General features: G+C 59.9%; 22 protein-coding genes. 4 read left to right on the forward strand and 18 right to left on the reverse strand.

Annotation, left to right across the window (positions count from 1 at the left end; translation table 11 throughout):
• Nucleotides 1-12: 12 nt before the first annotated feature.
• From xrtA to Q0837_RS06855, 11 genes are all read right to left on the reverse strand, one after another.
• Nucleotides 13-1,044 carry an exosortase A gene (xrtA, locus tag Q0837_RS06805; RefSeq protein ID WP_298466741.1) on the reverse strand — a complete coding sequence of 344 codons (1,032 nt, stop codon included), beginning with the start codon at nucleotides 1,042-1,044 and terminating at the stop codon, nucleotides 13-15.
• Nucleotides 1,034-2,260, reverse strand: coding sequence for a TIGR03087 family PEP-CTERM/XrtA system glycosyltransferase (locus Q0837_RS06810; protein ID WP_298466743.1), 1,227 nt, complete (start codon nucleotides 2,258-2,260; stop codon nucleotides 1,034-1,036). The genes xrtA and Q0837_RS06810 overlap by 11 nt, the downstream gene beginning before the upstream one ends.
• Nucleotides 2,260-3,321, reverse strand: coding sequence for a FemAB family XrtA/PEP-CTERM system-associated protein (locus tag Q0837_RS06815; RefSeq protein ID WP_298466745.1), 1,062 nt, complete (start codon nucleotides 3,319-3,321; stop codon nucleotides 2,260-2,262). The genes Q0837_RS06810 and Q0837_RS06815 overlap by 1 nt, the downstream gene beginning before the upstream one ends.
• Complete coding sequence (locus Q0837_RS06820; protein WP_298466748.1) at nucleotides 3,318-4,226, reverse strand: XrtA system polysaccharide deacetylase; 909 nt, start codon at nucleotides 4,224-4,226, stop codon at nucleotides 3,318-3,320. The genes Q0837_RS06815 and Q0837_RS06820 overlap by 4 nt, the downstream gene beginning before the upstream one ends.
• A 2-nt stretch (nucleotides 4,227-4,228) precedes the next feature.
• On the reverse strand, nucleotides 4,229-5,392 hold the full coding sequence (locus tag Q0837_RS06825) for an XrtA/PEP-CTERM system-associated ATPase (RefSeq protein ID WP_298466751.1): 1,164 nt from the start codon (nucleotides 5,390-5,392) through the stop codon (nucleotides 4,229-4,231).
• Between the two features lie 20 nt (nucleotides 5,393-5,412).
• On the reverse strand, nucleotides 5,413-7,032 hold the full coding sequence (locus Q0837_RS06830; RefSeq protein WP_298466754.1) for a preprotein translocase subunit YajC: 1,620 nt from the start codon (nucleotides 7,030-7,032) through the stop codon (nucleotides 5,413-5,415).
• Between the two features lie 5 nt (nucleotides 7,033-7,037).
• Nucleotides 7,038-8,030 carry an AAA family ATPase gene (locus Q0837_RS06835; protein ID WP_298466757.1) on the reverse strand — a complete coding sequence of 331 codons (993 nt, stop codon included), beginning with the start codon at nucleotides 8,028-8,030 and terminating at the stop codon, nucleotides 7,038-7,040.
• A gap of 10 nt (nucleotides 8,031-8,040) precedes the next feature.
• Nucleotides 8,041-9,567, reverse strand: a complete 1,527-nt coding sequence (locus Q0837_RS06840; RefSeq protein WP_298466760.1) for an XrtA system polysaccharide chain length determinant — start codon at nucleotides 9,565-9,567, stop codon at nucleotides 8,041-8,043.
• Nucleotides 9,568-9,582: 15 nt separating this feature from the next.
• Nucleotides 9,583-10,230 carry an XrtA/PEP-CTERM system exopolysaccharide export protein gene (locus Q0837_RS06845; RefSeq protein ID WP_298466762.1) on the reverse strand — a complete coding sequence of 216 codons (648 nt, stop codon included), beginning with the start codon at nucleotides 10,228-10,230 and terminating at the stop codon, nucleotides 9,583-9,585.
• A gap of 185 nt (nucleotides 10,231-10,415) precedes the next feature.
• Nucleotides 10,416-11,648: a pyridoxal-dependent decarboxylase, exosortase A system-associated gene (locus Q0837_RS06850; protein WP_298466764.1), complete on the reverse strand. Its 1,233-nt coding sequence runs from the start codon at nucleotides 11,646-11,648 to the stop codon at nucleotides 10,416-10,418.
• Entirely contained in the window at nucleotides 11,645-13,180 is a 1,536-nt protein-coding gene (locus tag Q0837_RS06855; protein ID WP_298466765.1) for an acyl-CoA ligase (AMP-forming), exosortase A system-associated, read from the reverse strand. The genes Q0837_RS06850 and Q0837_RS06855 overlap by 4 nt, the downstream gene beginning before the upstream one ends.
• A 24-nt stretch (nucleotides 13,181-13,204) precedes the next feature.
• Here Q0837_RS06855 and Q0837_RS06860 point away from each other — a divergent pair, with 24 nt between their 5' ends.
• From Q0837_RS06860 to Q0837_RS06875, 4 genes are all read left to right on the forward strand, one after another.
• A complete protein-coding gene (locus Q0837_RS06860; RefSeq protein WP_298466768.1) occupies nucleotides 13,205-14,227 on the forward strand; it encodes a GNAT family N-acetyltransferase in 1,023 nt (340 codons plus the stop codon).
• Nucleotides 14,228-14,346: 119 nt separating this feature from the next.
• Nucleotides 14,347-14,613, forward strand: coding sequence for an acyl carrier protein (locus Q0837_RS06865; RefSeq protein ID WP_298469827.1), 267 nt, complete (start codon nucleotides 14,347-14,349; stop codon nucleotides 14,611-14,613).
• A 26-nt stretch (nucleotides 14,614-14,639) separates the two neighbouring features.
• Nucleotides 14,640-15,323, forward strand: coding sequence for a hypothetical protein (locus tag Q0837_RS06870; protein ID WP_298466771.1), 684 nt, complete (start codon nucleotides 14,640-14,642; stop codon nucleotides 15,321-15,323).
• A complete protein-coding gene (locus Q0837_RS06875; protein WP_298466774.1) occupies nucleotides 15,320-16,108 on the forward strand; it encodes a hydrolase 1, exosortase A system-associated in 789 nt (262 codons plus the stop codon). The genes Q0837_RS06870 and Q0837_RS06875 overlap by 4 nt, the downstream gene beginning before the upstream one ends.
• Here the strand turns inward: Q0837_RS06875 and Q0837_RS06880 are convergent.
• The 7 genes from Q0837_RS06880 to Q0837_RS06910 all read right to left on the reverse strand — a co-directional run bounded on the left by Q0837_RS06880 (nucleotide 16,105) and on the right by Q0837_RS06910 (nucleotide 22,603).
• The gene (locus Q0837_RS06880) at nucleotides 16,105-17,301 is read right to left on the reverse strand and encodes a class I SAM-dependent RNA methyltransferase (RefSeq protein ID WP_298466777.1); all 1,197 of its coding nucleotides are present in this window, start codon (nucleotides 17,299-17,301) and stop codon (nucleotides 16,105-16,107) included. The genes Q0837_RS06875 and Q0837_RS06880 overlap by 4 nt on opposite strands.
• The gene (locus Q0837_RS06885; RefSeq protein ID WP_298466779.1) at nucleotides 17,298-18,689 is read right to left on the reverse strand and encodes an NAD(P)H-hydrate dehydratase; all 1,392 of its coding nucleotides are present in this window, start codon (nucleotides 18,687-18,689) and stop codon (nucleotides 17,298-17,300) included. The genes Q0837_RS06880 and Q0837_RS06885 overlap by 4 nt, the downstream gene beginning before the upstream one ends.
• Nucleotides 18,686-18,952 (reverse strand): hypothetical protein, encoded by a 267-nt coding sequence (locus Q0837_RS06890; protein WP_298466782.1) that lies wholly within the window; start codon nucleotides 18,950-18,952, stop codon nucleotides 18,686-18,688. Before Q0837_RS06890 ends, Q0837_RS06885 begins: the two co-directional genes overlap by 4 nt.
• A 64-nt stretch (nucleotides 18,953-19,016) precedes the next feature.
• A complete protein-coding gene (gene ilvD, locus Q0837_RS06895; RefSeq protein WP_298466785.1) occupies nucleotides 19,017-20,732 on the reverse strand; it encodes a dihydroxy-acid dehydratase in 1,716 nt (571 codons plus the stop codon).
• A 42-nt stretch (nucleotides 20,733-20,774) separates the two neighbouring features.
• Entirely contained in the window at nucleotides 20,775-21,497 is a 723-nt protein-coding gene (locus Q0837_RS06900) for an N-formylglutamate amidohydrolase (protein WP_298466788.1), read from the reverse strand.
• Nucleotides 21,494-22,303 carry a 4-(cytidine 5'-diphospho)-2-C-methyl-D-erythritol kinase gene (locus Q0837_RS06905; RefSeq protein ID WP_298466790.1) on the reverse strand — a complete coding sequence of 270 codons (810 nt, stop codon included), beginning with the start codon at nucleotides 22,301-22,303 and terminating at the stop codon, nucleotides 21,494-21,496. The genes Q0837_RS06900 and Q0837_RS06905 overlap by 4 nt, the downstream gene beginning before the upstream one ends.
• A 21-nt stretch (nucleotides 22,304-22,324) precedes the next feature.
• Nucleotides 22,325-22,603: a hypothetical protein gene (locus tag Q0837_RS06910; RefSeq protein ID WP_298466793.1), complete on the reverse strand. Its 279-nt coding sequence runs from the start codon at nucleotides 22,601-22,603 to the stop codon at nucleotides 22,325-22,327.
• Nucleotide 22,604: the final 1 nt, after the last annotated feature.

The following is a 22,604-nucleotide window of genomic DNA, read 5'->3' on the forward strand; positions in this document are numbered from 1 at the left end:
GGTGTCGGGCCGCTAGCCGATTGCAGCCGGGGCGACAATCGCGGCAGTGATCCCCGTTGCGATGGCTAGAGCGATGATTGCGGCAAGGATGGCGACCGGACTTGCGTTGCTCTTCGCTGTCGATAAGGCCAGTGGGAGGGTGTCGACCTGCTCGACTGCCCAGCCATATTCATCGGGTTCGCGCTCGAAGAAGCGCCACGCACCGGCGAGTACAAGCGCAACCACGATTGCGAAGAATATCCATCCGTAGAAGATGTGATCAAACCCAGCGGCGAACTCGACGCCCTGGCTTTGTGCGATGAAGATAGTGCCCCACGCCCGGATGCCATTGGCGATGATCGGGATGACGATGGCCGCCATCATGAAGATCGCGCGGCGTGTCCAGCTATCGAAACGGGTGAAACATACGAGCACTGCCAGCGTGACCATGGCGATCAGGAACTTCACGCCCGAACACGCTTCCGCGACGATGAACAGGCCGACGGGTGTGTTGATGTAGATCCCATCAATCTCCGCCGGGATCCCGCTCCAATGCGTGAGCGCGATGGCAATGTCGGCAGTGACCATCTGCAAGGGCGGGACGATCTCGTCACCGAACGGCACAAGCAAAGCGGCGAAGCACAGCGGCAAGGCCAAAAAGTAAGAGACTCGCAGGCCGAGGATTGCCACAACCGCGCCCTGCACCGCTCCCACTGCGCCTGCATGAGCGATCAGATTGATGTCGGTGATCCGTCCGATTAGCCAAAGGCCAAGCCCTGCTGCGACCAATCCGACGCCGGGCAACCATGGCTTTGGCGTGAGTTTGGCCAGCGCATCGAGCTTCATCGCCACCAGCCATCCGATGATGAAGGGGATCAGCAGAATGTGATTGTAGGTGTCGATGTTCCACCATTGATGGATCATCTCGCCCCATTCTCGCGCGGCCAGCACCACAAGCGCGAAAATTGAGGCCATGAGCGTCAACAAGGGCACACGCCAAGCTTCGGGCAGACGGTCGATAAGGCTGGTCTGCCTCAGTTGGTCGAGCGTCGATTCAGGCTGCATCGCGCGTTTCGTTGGGGGTGGCTGTCACCAATTGATCAAGCGGCGAAAGCATCGCGTCCCAGGCGTGATTGGTCAGCACGAATTCCCGGGCCGTCTCACCCATTCGCTCTGCGGAATTGCGATCCGTCCAAATCGCATCGAACCGCGCTAGCATGGCTTGAGCATCGGCGGTGCTGACCATCCAGTGCTCGTCATCGACAGCTGTTATGCCGGTCGCGGCTTCAGGCGTAAGCAGGACCGGACGGGCCATAGCCATCGCTTCGAGCACTTTGTTCTGAACGCCTCGAGCGATCAGCAGCGGTGCGAGCACACAATCTGCTCCAACAATGAACGGTCGGACGTCGGGAACTTCGCCCCAGATTGTAACGCCTTCCGTGTCTTTATGCGCTTTCAAGGCCGCTGTCGGATTGCGCCCCACGACGTGGAAATGCGCATCGGCGTAGCGCTCCCTCAGCGCAGGAAGCAGGTGCTCAATTGCCCACAACACCGCTTGCTCGTTTGGACGATAGTCCATCTGGCCGGTGAAGGTGAAATGCGGCCCCTCAGTTCCCGCAAGAACCGGATGCGGGACCACGGCATCGGGATCGAAAAAGGCAGCATCGATTCCGTTTCCGATCACCTGAACGTCGGCCATCGATGGTACTTGTAGCCGCTTCCGGAACAACGCTGCTTCGGCGTCGCTAATCAGGATCGTCGCATCGGCTCTCCGTGCGAGCCGTTCTTCCTCTTTCGCCAGCAAGCGCCCTTCCCGGCTATTGAGCCAGACGCGTTCTCCCCCTTCGGCGTAGTTCTCAAACTTGGCGCTATCGACGTCGCAAAGGTCGATTACCACGCACCCGGCGAAGTCTTCTGGGACATATTGCCCCATCTGGCCCGAGAAAATCACGATGGCGTCGATATTCTGGCGGACGAGCGTGTCACGGACCCATTTTTCAAGCCGAGCGCTATGGAAGGCTGTCAAACTGACAGGCTTGCCCGCGAGCACGGCCTCCACACCTGCAAGCACCAGGGGCTTGTTGCGATTGACGATACAATGGGTCGCAGCGATCTGAGATAATTCACTTTCGCCCGCCCGATCTTCATCGCTTTCAGCGAAGCACCCAACATGCACGCGGCCAATCTGAGCCAGCTTCTTCAGCAGATGATGCGCGCGAATCTTATCACCGCGGTTCGGCGGGAATGGGACGCGATGCGCAAAGAAAAGGATATCGCCCATCAGGCCAAACCGCGCGCAATCCATGGCCCGACCAAATTCGCGACGGGCAATGGCAGCTTCTTCCAGCGTTCGATCTTGGATTGATAGGCTTCACTGGTCGGATCGACGTCGCGCGCTTCGGCGCCTGGCGCGGTCCACTCACCATACGTAAGAGGCTCGGGATCGAAGCCCCAGTTCTTCTTGAAATTGTAAGGACCGCTTCCGGTCTTGGAACGCCCAAAGTCGAACCGTTCCATCCCCTTGCGCCGGGCATGGAGCATCAGTTCGTAATACATCAGCTCGTTGGCACGGGCACCGCGCGCAGCACAACTGCCTCCGCCCCAAAAGGGCATGACGGCGCCGTTGTGGTAGAAGGACAGCACGCTCGCGATCGGCTTGCCATCCTTGAACACGGTCAGGATGTCGCTGCTGTCCGGAAACGCATCGAGCATCGCCGCGAAAAGCTTCTTCGGGAATACCGGCGTGCCGAGATTGCGCACGCTCTCGCTGTAGACCGCGTAATGATCGGCGAGGTCTTGCGTTGACCGCCCTACCCGCACCGGCAACTCAAACTTCAACCCCTTGCGAACTTCTGCGCGAGCCTTGCGCGGGATTGCGAGCAGTTCAGCCTCGTCATCTGCGGCGAGTTCGCGTTCGAAGCCACAATGCTTTTCGTCCCATCGCTTCCAGTCAACCGGGATCGGTCCACCGCGCAGGTCCACGCTTGGGAAGCTGTTGCGGATGGCGAACTCTTCAGCGCCACGTCCAAGCAAATCTGCAGCTCTGTCGTTCACTGCACAAATCCCGCCGCCGACACCGAAGCCGCTGGAAACCAACGCTGGTGGAAATAGCAGGGACCGCGACTGAGTCAGCGGAAGCCAGCCCGTGATCACACCCAACTGCTCGCAAACTAGACCAGTCGCGCGTTGCCCTGTCCCCGCCTCGACACCCAGCAACCACGCTGGGCGATGGAACAGGCTCGCGCGCTGCTCGGCGACGAATCCCTCGATGCGCCGCACCTGCGCTGCATCACGCAGATCGACTTGCGAAACCTTCTGTGTCGTATCGACAGGCGCGTTCACGCGGCGATCTCCTCCGAAGAGGAGTCTTCGCCAAGTTCGATAGCCTTTGCTGCTTCGCGATGCGCAACCATGTCCATCCGGCCCCAGCGGAATTCGTGAACGAGATCGCGGAGCTTGCCTGCCATCTGTTCCAAGCCAGCGTAGTGCCGCAGCTTCGACCGCATTGGAGCATTGGGGACACGCGGTTGGTCGGGATCGACCTCCCACGGATGGAAATAGAACACCGCCGGACGCTCATCGCGGCGGTTCACTTGCCGGATCGCCCAGCGGGAGAACGCGTACGGAAGCACGCGGAAGAACCCGCCGCCACCTGCGGCAACACGGCGACCGCCTAGCATGGCTGTCGTGACCGGAAGCTCCACCAGATCGGACCAAGGAATGGGCCGGAATGAAAAGCGCGGAGCTTCCGGCCAACCATAGTGATCATGGGCTATCGGGGCGACGCTGGAGGAATAGACATAGCCCTGCTCCGCCAGTTCCATGAATGCCCACGGCGTGCGCTGATCGATAGAGAAACTCGGCGCGCGGTAGCCGGTTACCTTTTGGCCTGAGCAATCCTCGATGATCTCGCGTGCCTTGCGAATGTCCTCGGCAAAGGTCGCGCGGTCGAACGTGAAGACCCGAGCATGGTCATAGCCATGGCTGGCCAGTTCATGCCCCGCTTCGGCTATGCGCCGGATCATGGCGGGATGGCGCTTAGCAACCCAACCCAAGGTGAAAAACGTCGCGTGCACGTCGGCTTCGGCAAACAGATCGAGTATCCGATCGACGTTGCGTTCGACGCGCGTCTTGATCCCGTCCCAGTCGTCGCGCTCGATTACGTTCTCGAACGCGCCAACCTGAAACCAGTCTTCGACATCGACCGACAGGCCGTTGATGATCGCCGGGCTATCGCCGTCAGTCATTGTCAGGCGGCCTCGCGGGACGTGTCTTCCTCAAGCCATTCGATCAGCATCGTCAGCACATGACGGAAGCTCTGCTCCTGTTCTTCGAGACGCTGTTCGATGCGAACGAGAGCCTCGTTGACGTCGGCTTCGGATGCGCCCGCTGGCACGGCCTCAGGCGTATGGCCCTTGGGCGCTCCAGCAGCCTGAAGTTCGCTGATCGCTGCCTCCAACTCTGCAGTGCGTTCGTCACGCTGCGCAAGCAGTGCTGCGACTTCGCTCGCCGGGACGCTGTCGATATCGCTCTGAGTCGCTGGGCTTGCCGCTTCGGGTTCAAGGCTGAGCGGGCTCGCCTGCTTGTGCGCGCCGCGCGATTGGTCAGCACTCATCTCTTCGATGACCGCTTGCAGCATAGCAACGGTGAGCACGTCCTGCTCTTCGATTGCACCAAGCAGCAGCACCCGGTTCATCACCTGGTTCACCCGGCGAGGAATGCCATCAGTGGCCTCATAGAGCGCGGGAAGCAGACCCTCATCCAGTTCCGGACGTCCGCTCCACCCGACATGGGCGAGGCGGTGCCGGATGTAGTCTTCGACTTCATCGGCATCGAGCGCTTCAAGGTGGTGCGAAGCAATGATCCGCTGACGCAACTGGTCCAGATCAGGATGATTGGCGAGCGTGCGGCGGAACTCGGGCTGGCCTAGCAAAAGGCTTTGCAGCAGCGGGTGCGAACCGAGTTGAAAATTCGACAGCATCCGCAGCTCTTCAAGCGCGGTGAAGTCGAGGTTCTGACACTCGTCGACAACCAACAGGCAGCGGCGACCGGCGCGCGCTTCGTCCTGCAGAAAGCGTTCGATTGCCCCCAACGCGCCCGCTTTGTCGTGCCCTTCCACGATCAACCCAAAGCTCTGGGCGACCACGTGGATCAACTCTTCGCCGTCCAGGGCGGTTGTGACCACCTGGCCGACGGTCAGAGCATCTGGATCGACCTGCTCCATCAGATGCGCAACCAGCGTCGACTTACCCGCACCGACCTCGCCGGTGATGACGATGAAGCCCTCACCCTGATTCAGGCCGTATCCGAGATACGACATCGCCTTTTTGTGGCTTGCGCTCTCGAAATAGAATTGCGGGTCCGGCGTTAGCTGGAAAGGGCGTCCGCTGAAGCCGTAAAATTGATCGTACATGTCCTGTTGGGCTCCGTGGGTCAGAAATCGTAGCGCAGGCCGAGCAGCGCGGTGGCGAAAGCAAAGTCTTCTGCGCTGAACTCACTGTCGAAATAGTCGACGGCGAGTGCCGCGCGGGCGGATAGCTTGCTGGTGATCGAACGGTTGTAGGCTGCCGAAGCACCGACAGCCGTTACATCACCGTTGTCGCCGCCACTCTTGAACCAGTTGACGTAGGCGTTGGTGGCGAACGAAGCGCTGCGACCGATTGGGCGAGTCAGCGCTGCGTTGATGTAGTAGCTTTCGTCAGTGATCCCGTCGGCTGCGGCGAGCACCGTTCCGGCGGCGGCGATGAACTCGCGCTCATCATAGCCGGCACCGATTGCAGCGGTGGCCTGGCCAATCTGGCGTTGGTAGCTGGCATTGACACCGCGACCGCGGAACGCTGCCGAGCGGACGGAACCAATTGTACCAATCGAGGTCGAACCATCTTCGCCGGTGACAAGACCGCCGAAATCACCCGTTACCGGGTTCCGGACCGCATCGAAGTCGCTCGACAGGCCCGACAGCGAGTTATTGAGCACACCGCCAAAGCCGGTCAGGCCGTCATAGACCGAGATATTGAGCGCGCTGCGTTCGTTCGGGACGTAGGAAAAGCTGCCGTAATAGGTGGTAGAATCGTAGCGACGTCCGACCGTTGCGGCTAGGGACGTGCGCGAACTTGGGTTCCACACCACCCCGACATCCCAGATCAGGCCGTCGACATCGAAGGCGATCTGACGCGGAACCGAATCGTCGGTGACAAAACGGCCACTGTTGTCGAGGACAGGGTTGCCATCGACATCACGCAGCGCATCGCGGCTGGAAATCTCGACGTCTTCGTAACCTACTCCGCCGACCACCGCGAAGTTGTCGCTGAGCGGAACGGTGACATCACCGCGCACGTAAAGGTCACGCACGCGTTGATCTAGGTTGGAAATGTCTTCCTGGAACGCACCGGCTGTTACGCCGATGCCAACTGGCAGACCATCACCCGGGCGCGTGCCCGCGCGGATCTGACCGGTGTAGGTCACACTGTCATCGAACACATCGACGGGGTTGCCCTCGGTATCGATTATTGCGTTGTCGGTTTCGAACCGGTTGTACCCGACACGGGCAACGCCCGTAATGTCGACGGCACCTGCGCGTGTGGCGATGCTCGGTCCGGCATAGACGCTGTAAATCTGGCTTTCCGCATCTTCGGCCACCAGCGGATTGGTAGAAACTCCGCCGCCGCTATCAACCCGGGTACGCGCCGCAAGCGCGCCCGCCTCAAGCGTGAGCGCTTGCGGCACGATTGAGACATAGCCGCGGGCAACGCCGCTGATCGTGTCGCTATCGACCTGATCATCGCCGTAGCTGATGTTGCGTTCGTAGCGCAGCGAGACCGAGGCACCGCTGTTGCGCCCTTGCGCGTTCAGATCGACACCTGCGGCAACCTGAGTGAAGGTCACAACGTCATTGCCAGGCGAAAGCTCGGCGCTCAGCACCTGGCTCACTTCGATGTAAGGTTGCACGGCGACGGCAGGACCATCGCGCTCACCCTGATTTTGGGCAGCGGCAGGCGCCGCGACAACGACTGTCGCAAGGCCAACCAGCAAAGCTGCTTTAAGGACACGCATGATCATCACTCCCTCTCGCCATAGTCGCCAAACTGGCGACCTGACGGACTAAACCGTGTGGCGTTGAGCAGCAGCTTGATGTCGGGGCATGCCGACAAGAGCTGCTGCGCGTCTTCGAGCGCTGCACGGCTGGTTTCATCGGCACGCACGACCAGCAAAGCCTGCCCGACATGGGCGGCAAGCTCGGCTGCCGGTGAGGCAGCGAGCGCTGGTGGCGTGTCGAAGATTACGAAACGATTGGGCGCGCCGCGCGTGAGGCGATCGAGCACCTCTCCCGTGCGAGCGCTGGCAAGGTATTCTGCGTCTCGTGCGCTGCTGGAACCAGCAGGCAGGACGAACAGGCCGTCGATATCGGTTCCGATTGCGAGGCGCTCTGGATGCGCATTGTCATCGACGAGCGTATCCATCAGGCCCTTACCAGCATCGATCCCGAGGCGGCGAGCAACCGATGGGTTCAATACGTCTGCGTCTACCAAGACGACCTCGACATCGCGCTCTGCGGCGAGCGCAATTGCCAAGTTGATGGCGCAATAAGTTTTGCCTTCGCCAGGAAGTGGCGAGCAGACCAGGATGCGGCGAGCGGCTGCGTCCGAAGAAGCGCGCGCATCGGCAAGCAATTCGCGTTTAACGATGCGGAATTCTTCGAGCAGGCCAGTGACCTGATCTTCAGGCACAATCAGGCCTTCTTCGCGCAGGATTTCGCGATCGACCTTCTGATGTGGTCCACTGAGAACGACCTTGCGTTCCTGTGGCTTCACCGCGGGCTGAGGCGCAGCAGTTTGAGCTGGCTCTGGCATGACCGGTTCTGTGGGAACGGCATGCCGTTGTGAAACCTCGGTAGCATCGCGCACGGCGCGCGGCACGCGTGGTTCGACGTCGGGCAAGTTCGTTGGAACCGCTGCTGGTCCCATATTGTCGAGCCCGAACATCTGGTCGGCACGCTCGAACAGAGATGTCCGCTTCGAACCCTTCCGGTTGATTTTGCTTTGCTCGGTCATGTCCCTCTCCTCACGCAACCGTTCCGACAGAGACAATTTCGATGGTCAGCAGAATGCCGAACACAGCGACCAATCCGGCGCAGGCTCCCGCAAACTGTTTGAACCTGCGTCGTTCAATCACCCGTGCGGCGTCCGAGATAGTGAGTGAGATCGAGCCGATGACCGGCAGATCAAACCCGCGCTCCAGCTTTTGCGGCGTGGCAAAGGTCGAGCGCAGTTGGCTCATTGCATAAGCAACACCAGCTCCGATCCCGAGACCGACAAGCAACACGCCGAACAACAGCAGCGGCCGGTTTGGTGCAGCCGGGCTTTGAGGGACCACCGGCGGATCGATCAGATCGAACTTGAACTGGCTGGTTTCGTCTTCGACATTGCCGCGCGTGCGGATCGCTTCGCGGTCCTGCAGCAGCTTTTCGTAGTTCTGACGAAGTACGTCGTAATCGCGGCTGATACGATTGGCTTCGGCAGCAATTTCCGGTTCCGACGCCTGGCTGGCCATCAACGAAGCGGTCTGGGACTGGATCGCGGCGCGGCGTGCCTGAAGTGATTCAACCCCAGCCTGTCGGTCGGCCTTGATCGCCAGCAGCGAGGTGTAGGCAGGATTGGGCTGGCCATTGATACTTTCAGGACCGGCGGCAGCCACCTGACGCGTAAGAATTTCGACCTGCTTGGTCGTCGCAACGACGTCGGGATGCCCGTCCTTCAGTCCGCGTGAACGCAACTCAGCCAGTTGCGATTGCGCCTGAGCCAAAGCAGCACGAGGACCGACCGCATTCTGACCGCTGGACGCAATCGTACGCGGCGTGCCGGACAATTGCCCATCGATTGCAGCCAAAGCGCTTTGCGCCGCAGCGAGATCGGCATCGATATCACGCAGTTCAGTGCGAGCTTGCTGGATCTTGGTCGAAAGAGTCTGCGAACCACCGATCAGCTCGGGATACTGCGCTTCGAATGCGAGGCGGCGCTCTTCGGCGGCCTCAAGCTCTTGTTTGCGTTCTTCGAGTTGCTCGTCGAGTTCCGAGATTGCGCGCGTAACGCCTACCTTATTGCCGGCAATGTGCTCTTCGCGGAAGATATCGAGCATCTTCTGCACGACGTTGCGCGCAAGGACAGCGTTCTGTGCGTCGCTTAGGTCACCCTTGCCCACTTCGGCTGTGATTTCGAAGAGGTTGTCCTCTTCGCTCTTCACGGTGACTTTCTCGCTAAGCGCAGCAACGGCGGCGTTCATTTCGCCGCTGGTGTTGATGTTCTCGCCAAGCTTGGTCGATTTGATCACGCGTTCGAGATTGACGTTGCTCGCAAGCGTCTGACGGACGCGCTGGATCTCTTCCTTGCCGTCTCCAGCAATTCCGAGCTGTTCCGACAGCACATCATCAACATCGACATAGATACGCGCTTTGGATTCGTAGGAGTTGGGGATCATCGCGATCACCAGCCACCCTAGCAGGCACACGCCCCACGCGACCGCAATCGCGAGCCAGCGGCGGTGCCAGACCGAATAAAGCGCTGTGCGCAGTTCTTCGAAGATTTCGCTCATTTGTCAGGGCGGCCCTTAAAAACGGCTCTCAGGAATGGAGATTGTGTCGCCAGGCTTCAGCGCGACATTCGCGGTCGCGTCTCCCTTGTTGAGGAGATCTTTGAGGCGCAGGCGGTAGATCTTGTTCTCTTTGGCCTTGCCGTCGAAACGGGTCAGCGTCGCGCGGTTACCAGCGGCAAATTCGCCCAAACCGCCAACGGCGATCATCGCATCAAGCACTGTCATGTTGGCGCGGTAAGCAAGCGCGGCCGGCTCAGCGCCAGCGCCAGTTATCCGGATCTGCTGCGGCAGAGCGCCGTTAAACTCATTGACGATGACCGAGACGATCGGCTGCTCGATATACTCGCTCAGCTTCTCTTTGATGTCGTCCTGCAGCTCCGTAGGCGTCTTGCCAACGGCAACCATATCCCGGACCAGTGGGATCGTGATCCGGCCGTCAGGGCGGACCTGAATCTTTTCGGCGCTGAGTTCGGGATTACGCCAGACATGAATGGTGACTTCGTCCAGCGGGCCTAGAATGTAATCCTCGCTCGGCGCTTCAGCTTGAGTGCTGTTGAACGTTGCCGGGGGAAGCTGCGTGCTGGGGCCACCGCTACAGGCAGCTAGAAAAGCCGTTGCGAGAGCGGTTCCCGCGATAGGGGTTAATGACAGCGAGTTGAGCATCTATGCAAATCCTTGGTCTGACCAAGCGGAGCACAATGCTTAAGCGCAGGAGCGACCTGCAGCACCGGATCCGCGAATGACCCGATCTTTCTCGCTGATAATGGTGAACATAATGTTAGGAATAACCGGCGAAATCAGGCGCTATCCCGTTTCGGGACAGCGGTTTTGCGCAGGTTAACGAGACACTAAACCAGCATCTCTGCTGCTGGGCCATGGCCAAGGAATGCCGAGGGGCTGGAGGTCGCGCCGTAAGCGCCTGCGCAAAACACCGCGACGATGTCTCCAACGCCGGCACGCGGCATTATGGCCTGATCGGCGAGCCGATCGAGCGGAGTGCAAAGACACCCGACAATGTTAACCACATCGTCCGCTTCCGCGCCGAACTTCGAAGCAATCGCCACCGGGTAATTGCGGCGAACAACAGTGCCGAAATTGCCAGAAGCAGCGAGTTGGTGATGCAAGCCCCCGTCAGTCACGAGGTAAGTTGTACCGTGGCTCTCCTTACGGTCGATCACGCGGCAGAGATAAACCCCTGCTTCGCCTACGAGATAGCGCCCGAGCTCGAGGCACAACTCGGTATTGGTCAGCGCTTCTGGAAGGTCGGCGACGTATCCGTGAAGCGCCTGTCCGATAGCTTTGAGATCTAGCGGCTCGTCACCAGGGAAATAGGGAATTCCAAATCCGCCGCCCATATTGAGCTTGGGCAGCATGGTCCCGATCGAATCGGACAATTCCGCCGCCAGTTTCAGCACGTTACCTTGGGTTTCAATGATCGCATCTGCGCTCAAGGCCTGGCTGCCGGTGAAGATATGCAGTCCGCGCCATTCAGCACCTTCAGCAATGACCTGCTTGGCAAGAGAAGGCACCTTATCCGCGTCCACACCGAACTGCTTGGCTCCCCCGCCCATCTTCATGCCCGAGCCCTTTAGCTCAAAGGATGGATTGACCCGGATGGCGATGCGCGGCGCTTTGCCAATACGCTGCCCGATCGCGAGGGAACGCTCTGCCTCGCCCGCGGATTCGCAATTGAGCGTCACACCCCCGGCAATAGCCAATTCAAGTTCGTCATCGCGCTTGCCAGGCCCCGCAAAGCTAACTCGGGCCGGATCGATACCGGCAGCTTGTGTCATTGTGAACTCGCCGGAAGAGGCGATGTCGAAACCGTCGACAAGCGGCTCCATATGGGAGATCACATCAGGATGCGGGTTGGCTTTGATTGCGAAGTTCAGCCCAATCCGATCTGGCAAAGCCGCGCGCAGATCAGCGACACGAGCGCCAAGCAGATCGCGGGAATAGACGAAGAGAGGCGTACGGCCTGCCTCGGCCACAAGCTCGCTGGCACGCCGCCCACCGATAGCGAGTTCGCCGCCAATTGCCTCATATCCGGCTGGAATTGGACCGACAGGCTTTGTCTTCATTGACTCAATTCCCTGTAGAGTGCCGTGCGATCGATCTTGCCATTCGGATTCAGCGGCATGGCATCGCGCCAATGGATCACCCGAGGTTGCATGAAATTCGGCAATTCAGCCTTGAGCAGTTTCGCAAGTTCTGCACGCTCATTCTCGTTCTTAGTCCCACGAACCACCAGGTGCACCGAGTGACCCAGTCGTTCATCGGGAATGCCCAGCGCTACCGCTTCCTGAACTAGATCAGTCGCGATGGCGGCCTCTTCGACCTCCTGCGGGCTAATCCGGTTGCCAGCGCTCTTTATCATCGCGTCGCGCCTTCCGACGAAATACAGCAAGCCGTCTTCGTCTCGTTTGACCCGATCTCCAGACCATACAGCGGTGCCGCCATAGGTCGAATGAGGCGGAGCGGGTTTGAAACGTTCTGCAGTCCGCTCCTCGTCCTGCCAATATCCTTGGGCGACAAGGGGACCGCAATGCACCAACTCGCCCTCCTCGCCGGCTTCCGCCAGATCTCCGTCGTCGTTGATGACGAGAATCTCTGCGAAGGGGATAGCCTTACCCATTGAAGTTGGATGACTATCCACAAGGTTGGGATCAAGAAAAGTTGAACGAAATGCTTCGGTCAACCCGTACATCGGGTACAGGTCAGCTTGTGAGAATATGCCGCGAAGATCGCGTACCAGATCAATCGTAAGCGCACCGCCGCTATTGGTCAGGCGCCGCAGAGGAGAGCTCGCCTCCACCGACCAATCGAGTTCCGTAAGCTGGACCCAAAGTGGAGGGACCGCCGCAAGCGTTGTGACACCATGCTCGGCGCAGGCCTTCGCTACGTCCTTCGGAAAGAGAAAATCCAGTGGAACGACACTTCCGCCGGCATACCAGGTGGAGATCAGCTGATTCTGTCCGTAGTCAAAGGAAAGCGGCAAGACCGCCAAGGTAACGTCGTCAGACGCGAGCTTTAGGTAGTGGGCAACGCTGACAGCACCGAGCCAGAGGTTTGCATGACTGAGCATCACCCCTTTGGGCCGACCGGTCGAACCGCTAGTGTAGAGTATTGCCGTAAGCTCGTCGGGATCAGCTTTCGATGGCCCATGTGCCAAGCCCGCCTCTTTTGCCGCATCGAGCGCCGCCTGCTCTTCCAACAGGACACATTCGCCGGTCAAATCATCGACTTCAAGCGACCGAAGGCGCGAGGCAGTTCCGATCAGCATAACAGCGCCGCTATCGGCGAGAATATGCGTCGCTTGCGCGCGTTTCAGAAGCGGGTTGATTGGCACATGCACCAATCCGGCTCGTGCAGCTGCCAGCGGCATCAGGCAGGTCAATTCGCCCTTCGCGGCCCAGGTCGCAACCCGCGCACCCTTCTCCAGATTCTCGCGCGACAGCCAAGCGGCAAGTCGATCAACACGCAGTCTTAACTCATCGTGGTTAAACACCTCGCTGCGAAGCACCAATGCAGGCGCATCGCCATACCCGTTTTCACTCGCCAATTCGGCAAGGTGATCAAGCGGTCTAGGCGTTGAATCGATTGGGCTTTGCATGCGTATCCTAGGGAGCACTATTCGGTGATCGAAGCGCGGTATCACGATAGCGTTAACGTCTTGCAAGAGCTGTTTGCAGATCGCACGCCTGCGCCCTCACCATTCGATCGCGCCGAATGGTACGCATTGCTGGCACAAACGGGCCTTACACCTCTGATCGCTATCGCCACCGATTCCGACAGCAATGCGGCACTGGCGCTAACCGAGAATGAGGGACGGATCACGCCGCTGCGCAATTGGTACAGCTTCACCTGGCGGCAACTTGCGCCCGAAGGTCCGCAAGGCGACCGGTTGCTTGCCGAAATCGCGAGGCAGCTCAAATCACGGGGGCACCGCGTCACGCTGGAACCCGTGCCGAGCGAAGACGGGTCCGCTGAACGCTTGGCGTGTGCCTTCCGAACGGCTGGCTGGAGGGTCGAACTATCGCGCTGCGACCTGAACCATGTCCTGGATGTTCGGGGCCGGACTTTCGCGGAATACTGGGCATCGCGCCCGGGCCGCCTGCGCTCAACGCTCAAGCGCAAGGCGAAGAAGGTCGAAATCCACCTTCTGAATGAGTTTGATCCCGCAGCTTGGGAACACTACGAACGCATCTATGCGTCGAGCTGGAAGCCAGACGAAGACCATCCCCAAATGCTCCGCGAATTTGCGCAGCACGAATCCAGCGCTGGTCGATTGCGGTTTGGCTTGGCGTTGGCAGACGAAGGACCCATCGCTGCTCAATTCTGGACGGTCGACAATGGCATCGCCTACATCCACAAGCTCGCCCATCTTGAAAGCCATCAAAAACTGTCAGCCGGGACGACACTGACAGCTGCCTTGTTCGAGCATGTGATAGACCGCGACAAAGTCTGGCTGGTCGATTTCGGGACCGGAGACCAACCCTACAAGGCCGACTGGATGGACAGCGTCCGCCCCCGCTACCGGATCGACTGTCTTGATATGAAACAACCGCGCGCATGGATCGACCTGACAAAGCTCGCCTACCAGCGTCTGCGGTCGGACGATGCCATCCCCGAACTTGCACCCGCGCCGGGTGCTGGCTAAGGCCGCGCACCACGAAAGGGCGCGCCACCGTAAGGAGCCGTAGCCGCCCCAACAGGGATTGAAGCTTGATGAGCACCACTCCGGCAAGCAGCGAAGCAACCGATAAGTCGGGCCTTGGAATGAGCCGAGCGGAAATCGATCGCCGGCTCAAATCGGTCATTGCGGACGTGCTCGGCATCGATCCCGAGCAAGCCGACGCGTTTACGCCTGACACTGGTCTGTTCGGCCATCTTCCAGAATTGGATTCGATGGCTGTCGCTGGATTGCTGACTGAAATGGAAGATCGGCTCGACATCGTGATCGATGACGACGACGTCGATGGTGAAATGCTTGAAACCTACGGCGGGCTACTGTCCTTCGCCGAAGCCAAGATCATCGAAGGCTGAGCGTTGATCACCGGGACAGCTCGGTTGTGATTGGAACGTGGCAAGCGCCGCTACCAGACGGCAAATCTAGCGAGGAATTGCTGGTCTCTTTCGATGAGCAGCGCGCGGTGCGTGTGCTGGTTCTCCCGGCATGGTTCGATGAAGCCAACAAATTGCGGCGGTTGACGGTCGAAGTGATGCGGCGACTGGACGGCGCGGGCGTGGATAGTTTCCTGCCCGATCTTCCGGGCTGCAACGAAAGTCTCGTGCTTCTAAGTGAACAGACAATCGAAAGTTGGCGAGAGGCTGCATTGGCTGCAGCGGACGCCTTTGACGCCACTCATGTCCTTAGCTTGCGATCGGGTGCGCTGATCGCTCCAGCTGCATTGTCGGGCTGGCGCTACGCGCCTCAATCAGGACCCAAGCTCCTTCGCGGCATGATCAGAGCGCGAACCATTTCTGCCCGAGAACAAGGGCTTGAAGAGACCACTGACCAACTGATGCAAATGGGAAGAACCGTCGGTCTTACTCTAGGTGGATGGGATATCGGACCTGCCATGTTTCGTGAGTTGGAGGCAGCGGACGCCGACGACTCGGACACACAAGTCGAGATCGCTCAATCGACCGTCGGCGGTCCCGGCCTATGGCTTCGCGCCGAGCCTGACGAAAACGCGGCGCAGGCCGATGCCCTCGCCGCGATCATTGCGCTTGCCGTGGGTGAGAAGACATGACCCGCCTGAGCCTCGATTTCGGGTGCGGAAGGCTGAAACTTGCCGGCACCCTTGATACCGCTCCCGGCACCACCGGACTTTTGCTGGTGAGCGGCGGCAATGAAGTGCGTTCGGGCGCGTTCTCGGGCCAATCACTGCTCGCGGCCAAAATCGCACGGACAGGCTTTTCCGTCTTTCGTTTCGACCGGCGCGGTATCGGCGACAGCGAAGGCGAAAATCGCGGCTTTCGCAGCAGCGAAGGCGACATCACAGCGGCGCTCAAGGCGTTTCGCGCGATTGCCCCGCAGGTTGAGCGGGTGATCGGCTTTGGGAACTGCGATGCAGCCTCGGCGCTGATGTTGTCGAGTGGTGCCGGTTGCGATGGCTTGGTGCTGTCCAACCCATGGACCATTGAAGAAAGCGAAGACGGCGGAGAGGATGCATCCCCTCCCCCGGCGGCAATCCGTGCTCGCTACGCAGAAAAATTGAAAAATCCCAAAGAGATCGGTCGGTTGCTGCGCGGCGGCGTTGACCTTCGCAAACTTGCACGGGGACTGACCAAGTCTATTCGCTCTGACCCCGCCCCTTCGACCTTGGCCGATGAGATGCGCACCGGTCTGGACCAATTCTCTGGCCCTGCCAGAATTCTCCTCGCGACCGGTGATCGAACCGCACAAGTTTTTGAGCAGAGCTGGGACAAGTCCGACGCTCGGATAGCGCGCTGCGAAGGCGCTGGACATGCCTATGTCGAACCGGCGCATCGCGAATGGCTGGAAGCGCAGATCCTCTCCGCGTTGCGCAGCTAACGCACAAGCAAGCTGGTCAATTCCACATGTGTGGACCAGCGGAACTGGCCAATAGGCCGGAGCTTCGCGAGCTTGAAACCCGCTTCAACCAAAGTGGCCGCATCACGGGCCCAGCTTGAAGGATTGCAACTGACGTAGACAACCTTGCTCAAGGTGCTCGCCGCTATCTCGGCAATCTGCGCCTTCGCACCCGCACGTGGCGGATCGAGTAGAATGGCATCGAACCGGCTGAGCTCGCTTGTCTGGAGCGGATTTCGGAAGAGGTCGCGGTGAAGCGGATGGACAGCCCCCTCCGCACGCACTGATCCAGCTTTGCAGGCAAGATGCGCCGCCTGATCCGCCTCGGCAGCAAGCACCTTGCGGCCATCGCGTAAGGCGAATGCGAACGTTCCGAGGCCTGAGAAGAGATCCGCCACCAATCGCGACCCGTCCAACCAAGCCCGAGCATCCGCAATCATCAGCGCCTCGGCGTCAGCTGTCGCTTGCAGGAAAGAGCCAGATGGCATCGGCACCGGTACGCCTGACAAGGTCATCGTGACAGGCTCGGGCTCCCACTGCGTTTCCCCGCCATAACCCTGATCGATGGTCAGGCGTGCAAGCCCATGATCCTTCGCAAAATCGATCGCTGCTTCGGTCGCGGCCAAGCCTTCCAATGGAAAATTGCTCAATCCAATATCAACTCCCTGATTGGCGAGTGCCAGTTGAGCATCAACTGCATTCTTTGGGCCATGAGTCGCGATAAACCCGCGCAGTGGCTCCACCAATGCCGTAAGTTCAGGCGCAATGACCGCACACTCCGCCAGATCAACGATCCGATGTGCGCCGCCCTCCCGAAAACCGAGCACAGCCCCCTGTTGCGTTCGCAGGCCATGCAGCGTTGCCCGGCGACGCGCGGCAGGAGGAGACAGATGCGTCGGCAGCACTTCGCCGATGTCCAAGCCTTGACCCTGAGCCGCGTTTACGACTCGGTCTCGGACAAAGCTCTCGAGAGTGGCTTCGTCGGCATGCTGAAGCTGACAGCCGCCGCAAGTGCCGAAGTGGCGGCAAGCAGGCGCTACATGGTGCGGTCCACGTGCGGTGATCGCCTTGCCATCGACCAAGTCGCCAGGAAGCGAGCCACGCACATGCAGGCCATCGGTGGTGACGCCATCGCCTTTTGCTGCAAGGCGGATGATTTGCTGCATTTCACTCATAGACATTCTGCAAATGCGCGGGAGACCGATTGTGCCAGCTCGTCGGGAGTGAATGCCGCACCATACTGCCTTGCCGCCTCGCCATGGAGCCATACGGCCTCGCAAGCGGCAGTGAATGGATCGCGGCCCTTCGCCATGCGGCTCACGGCGATGCCAGCGAGCACATCGCCACTGCCTGCGACCGATAACCAGCTCGAAGCCGGCGGAGCCAATGCGAGCCTGCCGTCGGGCGCGGCGACGACCGTGTCCGGGCCCTTCGCGCAGATCACCATTCCCGAGGTCTTGGCCAGCGCGATCGCTCGCGCTCGGCGTCCCTCGGCAATGACCGAGAAGCTTCGGCAAAGCGTTCCAAGTTCGCCATCGTGAGGCGTGGCGAGGATCGGGATGTCTCGACCGAGATCAATCGGGGCGAGCAATTGCAATGCGTCGGCATCAAGCACAAGCGCGGGCGCAAGCTGCATCGCGGAGTTGACTGCATCCTTGGCGGCATCAGTTCGCCCAAGTCCAGGCCCGATCAACACGGCATTAATGCGTTCGTCGACGAGCGTTTGGGAGAGCGGTGCGCTTTCAGTGACCAATCCGGCTCCAGCATTGGGATAGTCCTGCTCGCCTAAGAGCTTCACGTAGCCCGCCCCGGCCCGCTGCGCCGCTTGAGCAGCCAAAACCGCCGCCCCGGGCATTTCGCCGCCAATGATAGCCGCAAGTCCGCGCCTATATTTGTGGCTCTCCAGACCAGGCGACGAAAGTCGCGGCCTGCCGATCAGTTCCGCCGCGCCTTCGACAGGTGCCACTCCGATTTGGACAAGCCGCTTGAAGCCCATCATTGCGCGCCCAGGCATTGAGAAATGCGCGTATTTCCAGGCCCCGAGTGCAAGGGTGAGATCGTACTGCGGCAGCCGATCATTGAGCAGCGCGCCGCTATCATTCTCAATTCCAGATGGCAGGTCGATCGCGACTTTGAGCGCATGCCTTTCAGCCAAATCTAGCAACAAGACTGCATGTTCCGGCGACAATGCACGGGTCAGGCCAGAGCCGAACAGGCAATCGACAAACACCTCTGCAGCTGATCCAGTTCCGGAAGTGAGAACTTCCGCGTTCCAAGCCTTCCTTGCAGCCTTTGCGGCATCGGTCTTCGGCTCCAACGGCGCGATGACCTGAACCGAGTTTCCGAATTCACGCAAACGCCGGGCGATCACATAGCCATCACCGCCATTGTTGCCTGGCCCGCAAAGCACCGTGACCGAGCGACCTGAAGCGACGCGCCTGATCCACTCAGCCGCACCGCCCGCGGCGATCTCCATGAGTTCCTCAACACTGGTCCCGGCATCGAAGATCGCCTGCTCGGCGGCTTGCATTTGGGCGACTGTAAAGATTCGAGTGTGAGTCACTCGCCATAACCGTCGGGCAGCGGCAGCTTGTAGCGGTCACCACCGACGGAAAACTCCCAAAAGGCATGAGAAATTGCTCTTATTGTTTCGGCTGGGTCTGCACCATCTGTGGTCACGATTTGATGCTCGCCATCGAAAGCAAATCTGCGAAAGCTTCCGTCTGGGTGGTGAATCAAAAATTCGCTATCGAGTTCATCTCCCAACCATTCGAGCGTGCAGACCTCCGAATACTCAGCACCCGGCCCGATGGCGCAGTCGATCATTTCACCTTCGGGAGCCGGACTTTCGGTCGTGCAAGCCGCTAGCAGTAGCGCCGAAGCGACAGCGCTAAATGTCCGCAAAAACATGCGTTTCGCTCTTTGCACCAGGATGAGTGAGCGCGCCCTTGCTGGCTGGACCCACCGTTTGCGAATAGCGCCACAAAGCACCCGACTGATAATCGTTAGTGCGCGGCTGCCACGCCTTGTGACGCTCTGCCAACACGGCTTGATCGACAAGGAGATCGATTGTCCCTGCCTCGGCATCAATGGAGATGGTGTCGCCATCCTCGACCAGCGCAATCGGCCCGCCATCGGCGGCTTCCGGCCCGACATGGCCGATGCAGAAGCCACGCGTCGCGCCTGAAAAGCGTCCGTCGGTGATAAGCGCAACTTTCTCACCCATGCCCTGCCCATAGAGTGCAGCGGTGGTGGAAAGCATTTCACGCATTCCGGGGCCGCCCTTAGGCCCCTCGTAGCGGATGATGATCACACTGCCTTCGTCAATATCGCGGCGCTCGACGGCGGCGAAGGCGTCTTCCTCGCAGTCAAATACGCGGGCGGTGCCAGTAAACTGCAGCCGTTCCATCCCCGCGACCTTCACGATGGCTCCATCGGGCGCGAGCGAGCCTTTCAGGCCGACAACACCGCCAGTGGGCGTGATCGGTTTGGCCACATCGTAGAACACCTTCTGATCGGGGTTCCACGTGATCTCTTCGAGGTTTTCGCCCAGTGTTTTTCCCGTCACTGTCATCGGGTTGGGATCGAGGAAACCGCCATCAAGCAGCGTCTTCATGCCCATATAGACGCCGCCGGCCTCGTGCATGTCCTTGGCGACGTACTTCCCGCCCGGTTTCAGGTCTGCGATGTAGGGTGTGGATTTGAAAATTTCGGCAACATCGAACAGATCGAAATCGATCCCGCATTCACTCGCCATGGCCGGTAGGTGAAGCGCGGCGTTAGTCGAACCGCCAGTTGCAGCGACAACCCGTGCGGCGTTCTCAAATGCTGCCTTGGTGCAGATATCGCGCGGACGCAGATTGATCTCGAGCAGCTTCATCACCTGCTCGCCAGCAGCGCGGGCGATCTCTTCGCGCGATTTGTACGGAGCAGGTGACATGTTGCTGTTTGGCAGCGACAATCCGATAGCCTCGCCGACGCACGCCATGGTGTTCGCAGTAAACTGACCTCCACACGCGCCGTGCCCCGGACAAGCCACCTTTTCGAGCGCGATCAGCTCTTGCAGCGGGCAATTGCCTGCCGCGTGCTGACCAACTTTCTCGAACACGTCGACGACCGTTACGTCTTCGCCTTTGTAGGTGCCCGGCAGGATCGACCCGCCATAGACGAAGATGCTCGGCACATTCAGCCGCAGCATCGACATCATCATGCCGGGCAGGCTCTTGTCGCACCCCGCAAAGCCGACCAGCGCATCATAGCAATGCCCGCGCACCGAAAGCTCAACCGAGTCCGCAATCACTTCGCGACTGATGAGCGAGCTTTTCATGCCCTGATGGCCCATCGCGATGCCATCGGTAACAGTGATGGTGTTGAAACGGCGCGGCGTCCCTCCCCCCGCAATCACGCCTTCGCGGCAGATATTGGCTTGGGGATCGAGCGTCGTGTTGCACGGAGCGGAATCGTTTCCGGCGCTGGCAACTGCGACGAAAGGACGCGCAATCTCCTCCTCGGTCATGCCCATCGCGTAGTAATAGGAACGATGCGGCGCACGCTCTGGACCGACCGAAACGTGGCGGCTGGGCAGCTTGGACTTATCGAACGACATTTTGTTTCCCGTCAAAAGGCAATTTCGACAGGACCAGTGCCTCTAGTCGAGCGCCAGCGCAACCCTTCCCGCGACATCGGATATCATCGCGGCCCAGCGCGACTGCTCTGCCCGCGTTGTGATCAGATCCTGTCGGACCTCGATCGCACAATAGTACCGTCCGTGCGCTTCGGCATGGCGGTTCATCGTGGCGTTGAGTTCGGTGCCAGAATACGGCTCGTTATCGCCGACATTCAGTCCAAGCTCGCTGAACAGGCGGATTGCGTGGCGCGCTGCGCGGTCATCCTCGTTGTAGAGCAAGGCGACCTGCCACGGACGGTCTTCATCGCTGGTCTCCAGCTTCGGCGTGAAGCTATGGAGCGAGATGATCAGTTCGGGTGCCGCTTCGTCGAGCCATTTCGCCAAGGCGCTGTGATAAGGCCTGTAATAGCTATCGAGCCTGCCTTGAACATCGGCACCGATATTGCCGGGGATCAGGTGCCCATCACTCTCGGTCGGAACGACATTTGGGTGATCTTCTTCGCGATGCAGGTCCACCACCAAGCGACTGACCGTCGCCAGATGCGCTGGCACGTCATGGCGACGCGCCATCCGCGCTGCGACGCCATTGACGCCAATATCGACCGCTATGTGCTGATCCAGGAGATTTCGCGGGATGCCGAGTGGAACATCGGGCGGCACAAAGTTCGACGCATGATCAGCGACACACACCAAACCGCCACGCTTGACCGTGCCGATTTGGCGATATGGGATACCATCGATCATCGAAGCTTTCCTGACATTTGCCACCATTCCGGTCGCGCCTTGGCGATCCGGCGCGCCGCGTCATCGCGCGCTTCGGTGCTGGGATAGAGTGCAAAACATGTGGCCCCTGATCCCGACATTTCAACCTTCCACGCGGTGTCGCGGCCCAATTCACCAAGTACATCAGCGATTTGCGGACATATCTTAATAGCGGGTTCACGCAGGTCATTGCGGCCCTGTTCGGCGATTTCGCACGCTGATCCTTGCGAGAGTGCGCCGCGATCCTTGCCATCCCATGCTTTGAACACCGGGCCGGTAGCCAGCGGTACGCGTGGATTGATGAGCAGTACGGGCGTCGCGGCCAATCCGGTGTCGGTTGGCTCAAGTTCGGTCCCGGTCCCGCGTCCGATCGCGGTTTCCCTCCGCACGCAAGATGGCACGTCGGCTCCGAGCCTCGTCGCGCGTTCAAGCCAATCGTCAGGCAAACCATACTGGCGCTCCACCAGCCGGAATACGGCACCCGCATCGGCCGATCCGCCGCCAAGACCCGCCGCAACGGGCAGGTTCTTTTCGAGCGTGATGTCGAGACCTTGAGACCGAGGCAGTGCGCCGAGCGCTCTGGCAACCAAATTGTCGAGAGGATCATCGATCCCGCCCGCAAACTCACCGAGCGTGGTCACCCGGTCTTCTTCGGCAATTCGCGCGGTCAGTGTGTCCCCCGCATCCACAAAGGCGAACAGCGTCTCAAGCTCGTGGTAGCCATCCTCCCGCCGCCTGCGGACATGCAGCGCGAGGTTAATCTTGGCGTAGGCGGTTTCGATCAACACAAAGAGATAAACATGGCTGGGTCAGTCATCCTGAACTCTTGTCCATGGAAGCCCCCGCCCTTTTCGCTCCGCCGTCCAACCTGGAGGAAGATCGGAAAGCTCGTGCAGTTCCGGATGAGCAGACAACACCGATGACATTGACACGAGAAGTGCCTCATCCATGTCCAATGGCTTTCCGTCGAGAAAGGCCCAGGAGTGGTCTTCTTCGTAGTGGGAAACCAAAAGCACTTCTGCCCCCGCAAGAATTGACTTGCAGGTGAAGCATGCCGTGTCAGGAGATTGGTCGAATTCCCAGCCCATC

Origin of the sequence: uncultured Erythrobacter sp., assembly GCF_947499705.1 — a bacterium.
In the GTDB taxonomy this organism is placed as follows: Bacteria; Pseudomonadota; Alphaproteobacteria; order Sphingomonadales; family Sphingomonadaceae; genus Erythrobacter.